Source organism: Rubeoparvulum massiliense, assembly GCF_001049895.1.
GTDB classification, from domain to species: Bacteria; Bacillota; Bacilli; order Rubeoparvulales; family Rubeoparvulaceae; genus Rubeoparvulum; species Rubeoparvulum massiliense.
Genome location: NZ_CVPE01000006.1, coordinates 1,177,535 through 1,189,532 on the forward strand (window position 1 = coordinate 1,177,535; position 11,998 = coordinate 1,189,532).

The 11,998-nt window shown below is 36.5% G+C and carries 6 protein-coding genes, 4 pseudogenes and 1 other annotated feature (1 of these 11 only partly in view); of the genes and pseudogenes, 6 read left to right on the plus strand and 4 right to left on the minus strand.

The window, feature by feature from the left end:
- Positions 1–372 precede the first annotated feature (372 nt).
- Together rpsD and BN1691_RS14305 are read left to right on the plus strand one after the other, a co-directional pair.
- Positions 373–975, plus strand: a complete 603-nt coding sequence (rpsD, locus tag BN1691_RS13530; protein ID WP_048602684.1) for a 30S ribosomal protein S4 — start codon at positions 373–375, stop codon at positions 973–975.
- A 207-nt stretch (positions 976–1,182) separates the two neighbouring features.
- Positions 1,183–1,741, plus strand: a pseudogene (locus tag BN1691_RS14305) (IS4 family transposase); the annotation flags it as partial.
- Positions 1,742–1,964: 223 nt separating this feature from the next.
- Here the strand turns inward: BN1691_RS14305 and BN1691_RS13540 are convergent.
- The 3 genes and pseudogenes from BN1691_RS13540 to BN1691_RS13550 form a co-directional block, all read right to left on the minus strand.
- Positions 1,965–2,960 (minus strand): hypothetical protein, encoded by a 996-nt coding sequence (locus tag BN1691_RS13540; protein WP_048602685.1) that lies wholly within the window; start codon positions 2,958–2,960, stop codon positions 1,965–1,967.
- Positions 2,957–4,075 (minus strand): DUF262 domain-containing protein, encoded by a 1,119-nt coding sequence (locus BN1691_RS13545; protein ID WP_048602686.1) that lies wholly within the window; start codon positions 4,073–4,075, stop codon positions 2,957–2,959. Before BN1691_RS13545 ends, BN1691_RS13540 begins: the two co-directional genes overlap by 4 nt.
- Before the next feature lie 379 nt (positions 4,076–4,454).
- Positions 4,455–5,674 (minus strand): annotated as a pseudogene (locus BN1691_RS13550) (IS256 family transposase).
- A gap of 641 nt (positions 5,675–6,315) precedes the next feature.
- Between BN1691_RS13550 and BN1691_RS14915 the strand changes: the two are divergent.
- From BN1691_RS14915 to BN1691_RS14485, 4 genes and pseudogenes are all read left to right on the plus strand, one after another.
- Positions 6,316–6,447 (plus strand): hypothetical protein, encoded by a 132-nt coding sequence (locus tag BN1691_RS14915; RefSeq protein ID WP_261795593.1) that lies wholly within the window; start codon positions 6,316–6,318, stop codon positions 6,445–6,447.
- A 56-nt stretch (positions 6,448–6,503) separates the two neighbouring features.
- Positions 6,504–8,071 (plus strand): annotated as a pseudogene (locus tag BN1691_RS13560) (IS3 family transposase).
- A gap of 183 nt (positions 8,072–8,254) precedes the next feature.
- A complete protein-coding gene (locus tag BN1691_RS13565; RefSeq protein WP_048602688.1) occupies positions 8,255–9,742 on the plus strand; it encodes a hypothetical protein in 1,488 nt (495 codons plus the stop codon).
- Positions 9,743–9,978: 236 nt separating this feature from the next.
- Positions 9,979–10,137 (plus strand): annotated as a pseudogene (locus tag BN1691_RS14485) (IS5/IS1182 family transposase); the annotation flags it as partial.
- Positions 10,138–10,505: 368 nt separating this feature from the next.
- On the opposite strand, the gene tyrS reads toward BN1691_RS14485, so the two are convergent.
- Positions 10,506–11,762 (minus strand): tyrosine--tRNA ligase, encoded by a 1,257-nt coding sequence (gene tyrS / locus BN1691_RS13570; protein ID WP_048602689.1) that lies wholly within the window; start codon positions 11,760–11,762, stop codon positions 10,506–10,508.
- 39 nt (positions 11,763–11,801) lie between these two features.
- Positions 11,802–11,998, minus strand: a binding site (T-box leader) (it continues 26 nt past the right edge of the window).

An 11,998-nucleotide genomic window follows, 5' to 3' on the forward strand; every position in this document is an offset into this window, starting at 1 on the left:
CTAAATTAATTAACTTAGCGAAGAAATTCACTTCAAATTGATTCTTTATTACTATCAGTATTATATACCTTTATTCGCGTTCATTGCATCCTGATAGAATGAAAGAAGCTTTCTTGGATCTTTCTGTTTTCTTTCCTTGACATTTAGTGGTTCACTCATTATATTATATGTGTTGTACTGTATATATAAAGGGTAGCAACGATACTAGGTAAAAACGATATGTAACCCTCTTAAGTTTGTCCCTTACAGGTGGCGGCTGTACCTGTAGAGGCGTCCATTGCAAGAACGCTACCGCTTGAAGTATGGATACTAGACAGAACTTGCATATCGGAAGTAAACACCTAAATATCAATCATAAAGGAGAAATTACACATGGCTCGTTATACTGGCCCAATTTGGAAAAAATCACGCCGTTTCGGAATCTCCATTACCGGTACTGGCAAAGAGTTGAACAAGCGCCCATACGCTCCTGGTCAACATGGTCCCAATCAGCGTAAAAAGATGTCTGAGTACGGCTTGCAATTGAATGAAAAGCAAAAGCTTCGTTACATGTATGGCATGAACGAAAAGCAATTTGCTCGTTTATTTGAACGTGCAGGTAAGATGGAAGGCGTCCATGGTGAGAACTTCTTAACCTTGCTCGAATGCCGTCTTGATAACCTTGTATATCGCATCGGATTTGCTCGCACACGTCGTGCTGCTCGCCAATTAGTATCTCATGGTCACGTTACCGTGAACGGTAAGAAAGTGGATATTCCATCCTACCACGTAAGACTTGGTGAAGTGATCGGCTTACGGGAGCGTTCCCGTGACCTGCAAATCGTGAAGGAAGCATTGGATGAAAATGTTTTCCGTCCAGAGTACCTCAATTTCGACGAAAACAAATTAGAAGCAACCTTTACTCGTCTTCCTGAACGCTCTGAGCTTCCACAAGAAATCGACGAAAAACTTATCGTTGAGTTCTACTCACGTTAATATTAGCATTAAGCATTTTAATGCAAATAAAGCCCTTGAAATGTTGTTAATCAACGTTTCAGGGGTTTTTTATTAATATTTATTTTACACAAAGATAAAGTCCTTTATAATGGGTAAAGTTAGGTGGTAACCCGTACAAATCCACTTAAAAGGACACACATGGACAAGATTACACAAAAAAATCATTTGGGCAATGCTTTTCACCAAGAAATCGAAAGTCTGCCTGCACTGGACGATTGTCTTTTTAATGAGCATCTTCAAAAAGGCATCGATCTTTATTCTATAAGTGTTTCTCAGCTGTCAATACGATTAAATGGCATGAATCTAGATATATTTCAAAGGCTATTCCTTGATTTAGTTTTACAAAAAATACCGCAAAACAAAGGTGGGTGTAAAGTTGCACCTACGTCTAGTGTTTATGGAGAAAGGGAATCTTATCCTGAAAAAACCGTGCTAACAACCACGAAAGAACGTGACCGTGGCTACTTGGATTACAAGCGTTTATGACCGTATGACAGATGATGGTTACTTATTCCTTTCTAGGCTACGAAAAAAAGCTGCCATCAGGAAGTTTATGACTTTAAACTCCCAGAAGATACAGCAGTTATATCGGATCGAATGGTGTTGATTGGAATAAGTCAAACACGTGCTGAAAATTATTTTCGCTTACTAAAAAGCCAAGGATACAAAAGTGAATTAATTCCATCCAATTACTAATCGTTTTGATTTGAGTGCCAAAGAAATTCCAGAGTCGTTGTCACACAGGTCTAATTGTAAATAAAGGCCAAATTGATGGAACTACCTTTAATTGGGTATTTACTTCTTTGGCTCTATACGAGAAAAATATTGAAATTGAAATTTCAAATATTATTTATGCAACACTAGTGATAAAAATTAGTGCCTTGATGAAGGGATCCACCTTAGAATGTTTCCAAGAAAGAAACATTCCTATTAAAGGAAAAATTTTAGACTGTAAGTAGAATATTTTTTTACACGTAATAAATTATATTAGGGCTACTTGTACTTTTATGTGGTCCTAAACATAATTCATACTGATATCCATTGCGAATTTTAATTGTCGACTTTACTGCTATTGTACAAGTTTTATTCAATGGAATCCTTTTAAGATTGAAATTTCCAATCCTTATTCCAGTTATGTAACAATAACCACTATTTTTTGCGTTTTTTATCACTAGTTGTTTTGTAGTTGGATCGATTGTCTGGTCAATGACATTAATCACAATTATTGCCTCTTGATTCTTAGAAGCATTACAAGATCTCAAAACGTCTGTAACAGTGATGACAGAGCTTGGGTTAGTGTCCTCAATGTACTTTCTGAAAATCTCGGTCTCAATATATTTTTCAATTAAGTTAATCATACATTTAAACAAATGAATTAGTAGTGTCATCTGTTTTGAATTTAACTGTTCACCTATTTCCATTTTATACGTATGCGAAATCGTATTTCTTAAATCCACAACAAGTTGTAAGTAACCAATTGCTGATTCTGATAGTTTGGTTGAGATATTTGTATGAACTGGAATGAGACCAGAACTTTTCAATAAGTTAATTATATTCTTAATATCTACTGATTTATCTATCAATGAAGTGAGAGTGTTAATATCGAGTCCTATAATTTTGATTAATTCTGCAAACTCATTCCAATTAAGATTATTCGACTGACATAAAATTTCTTTTTTTACTTTAGTATCTTTAATATCTTTCATAAACTCCCTGGATAGGTAAGATTTACCAAAACTTTTCTTTAAGTATCTTTTTATAAATTCCTCTGTATGCAAAATATACTCGTAGTCAAAGTATGTATCATAAATCTCATCCTTGGCATACGTTTCCCAAATAGTATAAAGTGATAAAATGAAATTTCTAGTTACTATTTTTTCTAATCTTTTTGATGGGTACTTTTTCTTAAGTTCTATTGTTCTTAATAATTCATCCAATGTCTCAAAAGCTACATTCTTGCTCATTTAGATAATTCCTCAGATAGAAAGTTATAGAAAATGTCTATCCTAGCTTTTACATTAACCAAAGCTGTATATTTTCCATTAAATTGGTCCTTGTTTTTTTTAATTAGACTATTTTTATTTGTTTGATTTACAGTACCCCTTCGACGAAGCACCTCTAAATCATAACCTTCATCTAATAATTTCGACACTGAAAGCATTACAGTGTCATATATCATTTTTTCAAACTTACCTTTATTACTCTTCATGAATGCTTTGTCTCCATAAATAGAATGTACATTTTCAATAACATTCATAAAATATTTTTTTGCATCTTCAACTTGTTCTTCATTAAATTTTTGTGCAGCAATTTGATAGTTGTCGAGTGTTACTTTAATTCCTCTTTTGTAATCACATTTTATGGCAGATTTAAACGCAAAAAACCTAAGTATCATTTCTCTATCTTCCATGCGGATGAGTTCATCATCAGTATTTTTAATCATCAATTTAAATATCTTATTATCCGCTAATTCATTTACCATATTATTGAAATTAGAGGGGTGTAATGCGTTTCTAATTTCATGTGGAGATAGTTCCATTCCCCCGGTATTTAGCCTTTCAAACACAAATTGTTTTAATTCTAACTCTCTTTCCTTACCCTTGCTCGATTCTTTCAAAATTATAATTGCAGACAAATAGCGTCTGTGGATTAGATTTCTTAACTCCTCAGGTAGGTCACTAAATTTACAACCATTTATTTCACTCCACAGTTCCAATCCCTCTAGCTTAAATTCATTCTTAAAAAAACTGATTATGGTTGAGATTCTTTGTAAACCATCCATTACTTCATATTTATTATAATCTGTCTCATAAAGAAAAACCGGAGGTATGGGAACATTGACCAAGCAACTCTCTATTAATTTTGATTTTCTTTTAATATCCCATACCCTTTTTCTTTGATATTCTGGATTTAAATTGTAATTAACAAAAATAAGTGGTAAGTTTTCTAAAGGATATCTCGCTTGATCAATAAGAAGGTTATACTCGCCATTCAGTGCTTTATTGACTAAATACTCGCGGTTATAAGATGAATTTTTTGCTACTTCTTTTATATTGAAAACATTGAAAATTTTTTCCAATACTACTCCACCTTTCATTAGAACTCTTTAAATAAAATATAGCATATTATTGTTTTTTTTGTTCCTATTTTGAGAATTCCTTCTTCAACTATTCTGACCCTTTAGTTTAAGTACATTTTTTTACAAATCTTCGTTTGTTTTACCGTATAAAAAACAACCCTCTATGAATTTCAAAACTACTAGTAATTATCACCTGTTGATTCCCATGAAAGTTGTCTTTATTTTGACGATGAATTCTTTTTCTTTATTAAAGTAAGACGTGTAGTAGTACAAAAATTAGTACAAAACAGTTTTATCCATATTCATTTGTGGTAGTGTCAATAAGTTTGTGTAATTTGTAGGGTACCTATCGCGTTCAATTCTATCTTGATAAATGATTCTATTGGTTCATATTATAAGGATCAATAGAATGCTCAGTTAGCACTTTTTCGCTATAACGTTGCTTGAACATCTCTTGTAGCTCCGAATAAGCAGCATCAAAACCACGAAGTTTCCTTTCTGACCACCGTTGATTGTAGTCAACAGACTCAAGATAGACAATCTTTTCGGCTGCCTTCTCGGTAGGTAGACTGTTCATGGGCTTCGTGCGTTTTTTGATCTCTTTCATGGTACGTTCGATGATATTCGTGGTATAGATCAAGGGACGTATGGATGCAGGATAATCTAAGAATGTGAGCAACACGGATAAATCTTGTTCCCATGAACGAACAACTTTCGGGTATTTCTTCTCCCACGCTGCTTTAAACAATGCAAATTGTTCATGAGCTTCTTCCAGACTATGAGCTTGGTAGATGGGCTTTAAATCTTCTGCAACCGAAGGTTGATCCTTTTTCCGTATAAGGTTTAAGGCATTTCGAACTTTATGAACGACACAGCGTTGAACATCGGCTTGAGGAAAGACTTCTTTCATCGCTTCTTCAAGTCCTGGAAGTCCATCGAATACCCCCAGTAACACTTCCTGAACACCACGGCTGCAGAGATCCATTAAAATCTCTTTCCATCGTAGCGCACTTTCTTGACCGCCCACATCAAACCCGAGTATCTCACGATACCCTTTCTCGGTAACACCAATGACGAGGTAGACCACTTCATTGGCAACATCTTCGCGGCGAAGCTTTAGATAGGTTCCATCTAAATAGAGAATGGAGTAACGTTGCTTCAAAGGACGCTGAAGCCACATCTCCATATCTTCAACAACCACATCTGTAATGTGACTGATCGTGGTGGCTGAATAAGATTGTCCTAAGATTCGCTCAATAAAATGACCAATTTCTCGTGTACTCATACCTTTCTGATACATGGTGATGATCGTATCGTTTCTTCGAGCCATTGTTCACGACGTTGATAGGGACTAAATATCCTGGTCTGAAAGGTGTTGTCGCGGTCACGTGGAACTTGTAAATCTTCGATACGCCCATATTTGGTATCCAGTTGGCGTGTATACGAACCATTTTTATAATTCTTAAGTTCAGGATGTTCGTAAGTGAAGAAGCCATTCATTTCTTCCTTCATGATGGTTTCTAGTTTCTCTTTTACGAAGTTTCGAACCATCATTTCCAATTGCTTTTCAAAGGGGTTTTGCTCTATACTTGTAGACATGGTAGGGTATCTCCTCTTCGTTGATTTTGCGGTTAACTTGAGGGTACCCTATCTCTTTTTTGCTTTCAAGCACTTTACACAAACTATTGTACGTCATCTCATTTGTTTAAAAATGCACTAGCAAGCACGCATAGATTTATTAACATAGACAGAAAAGGACATCTTGTCCCCTCCTGAATCACAAAACACTCCTTTTTATGTAAACACCCAATACCTTTGAAGACATTTTCATTTTAATGGATTGGTATAAATTGGGTAACCTGATTATAGTGGTGAAAAGACAAGAAAAGTAATTCATTATTCGTACTATAATAAAATGGGTAATCGTATAGAAATATAACATTAGCTTACCTAAGATATATTCGATGATTAAATTGAGATAATTTATGAAGTATAACCCCCTTAGCAAAACATTACACAAAAATAATCAAAACTTATTCATTAGTGTTCGTTATGATTGTAAATGAAAGGGAGGTGAAATACCGTTGAAAATGGAGGATATTCTACAATTTGATAATATGAGTGACAGACCGATCATTGATACAAATAGTTAGAATAGATATTCTATCGTACTTGATGTTCCAAAAAACAGTGTAATTATATCGTTCGGTATTTTACTAACAGGAGAAGGAGAAGTTTGGTTGGATGGACTTAGCTTCGAAATAGTTGATAAAGATATCCCTCCAATCAATATTAGTTTTGAAGACAATCTTTTAGAGGAACCACCAAATTTATCATTTGAAGAAAAAGATTTTCCCTCTCTGTTAGGATAGATGTCGTACGATACTTTAGTGTTATAGTTAAGTCAATAACACGGAGGTTGATCGATATGACAGAAAAAAATGGAGTACGATATTCGCAAGAACAAAAAGAGTCCATTATCAAACGCATGATGCCCCCCAATCATGAATCTGTATCGAAAATTTCAAAAGAAGAAGGCATCTCAGATGCGACGTTGTACAAGTGGCGCAGAGAAGCTCGCAAGGCTGGTATGGCAACACCTGGTAATGGACAAACAAGCGAGAAATGGAGTAGCTAAGATAAGTTTTTAATTGTGATAGAAACCTTCGCGATGAATGAATTGGAGCTTGCCGAGTATTGTCGCAAAAAGGGTCTGTATCGTGAACAGATTGAAGCATGGAAAAATGTATGCCTTCAGGCAAATGGCCATGCATTCGATCAAGCGAAGCAGTTGAATGGTGCATTGAAGGAAGAACAGAAGCGTGCTAAGCAATTAGAAAAAGAGCTACAAAAGAAAGAAAAGGCACTAGCCGAAGCTGCGGCGTTATTACTTTTGCGAAAAAAGGCCCAAGCGATTTGGGGGGGCGACGAGGAAGAATGATTAGCCCGTCAAATTTCGCATTAGCAGTCGAACTTATCCAAGAAGCCCATCAAAATGATGCGCGGCTAGCGAAGGCTTGCGAGGAACTTCATATCAGCGTTCGTACCTATGAACGTTGGGTGGCAGAGGGTGGTGTGAAGGTTGATCAGCGCCCTCTTACGAAAAGACCGGTACCGAAGAATAAGTTGTCTGAGAAAGAAAAAGAAGAAATATTAATGGTTGTCAAACAGGAAGAATACGCCGATTTACTACCGACACAGATCGTACCAAGGCTTGCGGATAAAGGAACTTATATTGCGTCAGAATCCACCTTTTATCGTGTGTTACGTGAAGAAAAAATGCAACACCATCGTGGTCGTAGTCAAAAGCCTGAGAGAAGAATCCCTGAGAGTCATCTAGCAACGTCGCCAAACCAAGTGTGGACATGGGATATTACGTGGCTTGGTGGGCCTGTAAAAGGTTTGTATTATCGCCTCTATTTAATTCTCGATTTATTTAGTAGAAAAGCAGTGGGTTGGGAAGTTTGGGAAACAGAAGAGGCAAAACACGCCGAAACGCTCGTGAAAAAAGCAGTCATCCGTGAAAAAATCCAAGGGGCACCTCTCGTGTTGCATTCAGATAATGGCAGCCCGATGAAAGCCGAGACATTCTTAAGTTTACTAGAGAAATTGGGCATTCAAAGTTCCTTTTCAAGACCGCGTGTGAGTAACGATAATCCTTATTCAGAAGCGATGTTTCGAACACTTAAATATCGACCTGATTTCCCACACAAAGGTTTTGCGTCACTCGAAGAAGCAAGGAAATGGGCACAGCAATTCGTCCATTGGTACAACGAAATTCACCTGCATCGTGGGCTAAATTTTGTGACGCCTGTGCAGTGTCATATTGGAGAACATGTAGCCCTATTGGAAAAGCGAAAAAACGTATATGAAGCAGCGAAGGCAAAGCATCCAGAGCGTTGGGCTCGGAGCACAAGAAATTGGACACCTCATGAACGAGTAGCACTTAATCCCATGCGAGATGAAGAGCAAACCAAAGCACTGAGGAAATCATAATATTCCCCATTCTCCTGGTGATTTGAATCGAAAACCCGTTCTTCCTTTCGATTCAAATCACCCGGTCAGCAAGCGTAGCGCGGTAGCCTTGACTGAATTTGGGATTTGATGACGATCTATTAAAATACTAAACTAGCTAAATGCGACAACTATATTGACAAACACTGCTTGGGGGGATGAGTAATGGCAGATTTTATATTAGAAGAACAAATAGAAAATGTAATAAATAAAACAACAAAAGAATATTTAAAGGAAGTTCTTTCAAGCTATTACAATGGAAATTATAGAGCAGTAGTTGTGGTACTTTATACTATTGTTATTTATGATTTATTAAAAAAAATTGTTATTCTAAAAGAAATATATAATGACAAAGGTGCTGAGAAAATAATTGGAGAAATTAAGAAACAACAAAGCAATAATCCAAAAAGTCCAGAATGGGAAGGCAGTTTGATTGAAGATGTGTACAAAGAAACGAAATTAATATCGGCTGTTGAAAAAGATGAGCTTCTACACCTCAAAAATGAAAGAAACTATGCAGCACATCCAATAATAAACATAGATGATGAGAATGAAAAATTAGTACTAAAACAGATTACAAAAGAGACCGCCAGTGATCTAATAAGAAAGGCGTTTGAAATTGTATTTCTGCGTGATGCAATTCTAGCTAAAAACATTGTTAATGATATTATTTCTGATTTAAATCTATATTATGAAAGAGTAAAGACAGAAGGATTAGAAAATTATTTAAATACAAAATATTTCCGAAGAATGATTCAAGAGAGAAAAGATAGTTTATTTAAATCGTTGTGGAAATTTGTTTTCATTCTTAGCGATGATGAATGCAATAAAAATAGAGAATCAAATTACTGGGGACTAGTATTTTTATATAATGAAAATAAAAACCATTACCAGAATTTAATCAAAAAAGATAAGGATTACTATTTCAATAAATTGCAATTAGAAACTATAAAAAGCTGGTGTGGGAGCGGAGGAATTGACGTAAACTACGATACTATTATTATGTTTAAAAGCATAAGTCGAATTACTAATTTAATCAAATTCTTAGAATCTGCTCCAGAAATATATGCGGTACTAAATGACTATGCGAAAAATATATTAAAGCAATCAATTAATCATATGTACATCGAAGATGATGTAGTTGAAAAGTCTTTGTATCAGGTCAACAACCAAAATAGCGATTTATTTAAAGAACAGGTAAAATTGAAATCTGATACGGTGTTTATGTCTGGAAATATTACTAATCACTTTGAAATGGTATTTAAAATGATAAACAATTATACAAATACAGCACACAATTGGACTGAACCTAATAATTATTGCATTCTGGATGATAGCAATTTAGAGGTTATATTTTATCAGTCTGAATTTAGAGATTGCAAAGAAGAATTCTTAAAATTCCTTATTAGGTATTGCATAGGTGCTCAAAAGTATTTGCAAGCACAGTATCTGTTTAGTTATCTTAAAAAGTATAAAAAATATTTTAAAGAAGAACATTGTTATATGATTTTAGAAGGCATGAATAACAATTCTCAATACTATGAGAATAATGATAAAACAACTTTTATAAGAGAAGTTGAGAAGATGTTTAAAGATAGTTCTGGTAAAGAGTTAGCGAAAGAAGAAAAAGAATTATATGGAAATCTATACTAATTCGATGTTAATGATAATAATTACAATGCAGAAATAATATTGGGGTTGATTGAAGGTAGTGTCAATAAGTTTGTGTAATTTGTAGGGTACCTATCACGTTCAATTCTATCTTGATAAATGATTCTATTGGTTCATATTATAAGGATCAATAGAATGCTCAGTTAGCACTTTTTCGCCATAACGTTGCTTGAACATCTCTTGTAGCTCCGAATAAGCTGCATCAAAACCACGAAGTTTCCTTCGTAAAGCAATTTTTTCAATTAAACAACGTTCGCTATCGTACCGGAAAGAAAGCCAAAGTCCATTTTGATTGGGTCATGCTGATTTACAATGCCTCGAAGTTGGCTGTTGATCGTATTCGTAAAGCGCTCAATGAAAGTATAGTGACTGCATAGATCTTAAAAAACCATCCAGTTATCTAAGGGACAGTCTGCTCTTTTTCTGGTAGAACCATAATAGACTACTAAAAAAACAGTTGCATAAAATTCTAAAAAAAAGATGCTTTAGAAATTCTGCTCTTGCGAGCATTTTTTTAAAGGTGAATTATGAAATTGATTCACATAGGAATCAAAAAAGTAAAATCCTTTAAATTTGGTACTATGGAAAGCCCAAAGGGCAAACAGGAAGAAAAATTAGAAAGAGTTTATCGCTATTTCAAAAAAATCAAGAATTAGAAAGGGGCTGTCTAGAAAGTCATTGAAAGCTGACTTTTGGACGCCCCGTTTTTGTCGCCTTCATCGTTAGGCGGTATAATCGATTCCAATTATGCAAGATGAATCTTCGCAAACTTCCGCTTGCCTACCTGCCAGATCATGCCATCCTCAACAGCCACCTGCAATTGCTCATCATCGACTCGCTCCCCATTCAGCTTCACAGCTCCCTGCTGAATCATCCGCCGCGCATCGCCATTGGAACTGCAAAGATCTAGTGAAACAAGAAGGGAGACTACCCAGATGTTGCCATCCTCTAATGAGCTTTGCTCAACAGTAACCACAGGAATATCATCTGGTAAAGCCCCTTGTTGGAAGACGGTTTGGAAATGCTCCTGCGCTTGCACAGCCGCTTCTTCACCATGGTACATCGCAACAAGGCGGTGGGCAAGCATCATCTTGGCATCGCGAGGATGAACAGCACCATCCTTCAATCCCGCAGCGAGCTTGCTTAGTTCCTCCATGGGAATATCAGTGGCAAGCTCAAAATACTTCAGCATCAATTCGTCCGGAATGGACATGGATTTTCCAAAAATCTCATTCGGCTCTTCACTTACACCGATGTAGTTGCCGAGGCTCTTACTCATCTTCTTCACGCCATCTAAGCCTTCGAGCAATGGAGTCATCATCACCACTTGCTGTGCTTGGCCAAACTCCTTCTGTAATTGACGACCCATGAGCAGATTAAACTTCTGATCAGTTCCACCCAATTCAATATCGCTTTGGAGATGTACAGAATCGTAGCCTTGCATTAAGGGATAGAAGAATTCATGAAGGCTGATAGCTTGGCCAGATTGGTAGCGCTTTTCGAAGTCATCCCGCTCCAACATCCGGGCTACAGTCATGGAGGATGCAAGACGGATGATTTGCTCAAAGTTAAGAGGTGCTAACCAGCTCGCATTATAATGGATCTCTACTTTATTGACATCGAGGATTTTACCATACTGAGCTACATAGGTTGCTGCATTCTCCCGCACTTGCTCATGGGTTAAAGGCTTCCGTGTCTCTGATTTCCCTGTAGGGTCTCCGATCTGACCGGTAAAGTCACCGATGACTAATTGAATCTGATGGCCTAGCTCTTGAAACTGTCGTAATTTATGAAGCACAACGGTATGACCAAGATGGAGGTCTGGTGCTGATGGGTCTACACCGAGTTTGATTTTTAACGGTCTTCTTGTATGGATGGACTCCATCAGTTTTTGCCGTAGTCCTTCTCCTGGAATGATCTCCACCACACCGCGCTTTAACATAGCTAATTGGCGTTCTACCTCTGCAAGTTCTTCTGGTTTTAGGTCTTTTTCCTCGATCATGAAGATTCCTCCTTTGATAAATAAAAAAACCCGCCCCCAAATAGGGACGAGTTAGATCGCGATACCACCCTAATGAAAATTGAACAAAGCCAGTCCATGGACTGATGCTCAATTAACACCTTCATTGGATAACGGTCACCCGTTGCCTGTAGCAAATTGCTCCAAAGTGTAATTCACCTTAATACCGTCCTCCAGTTTGCACCAACCACTGGCTCTCTCTGCTCTCCGTATTAAGA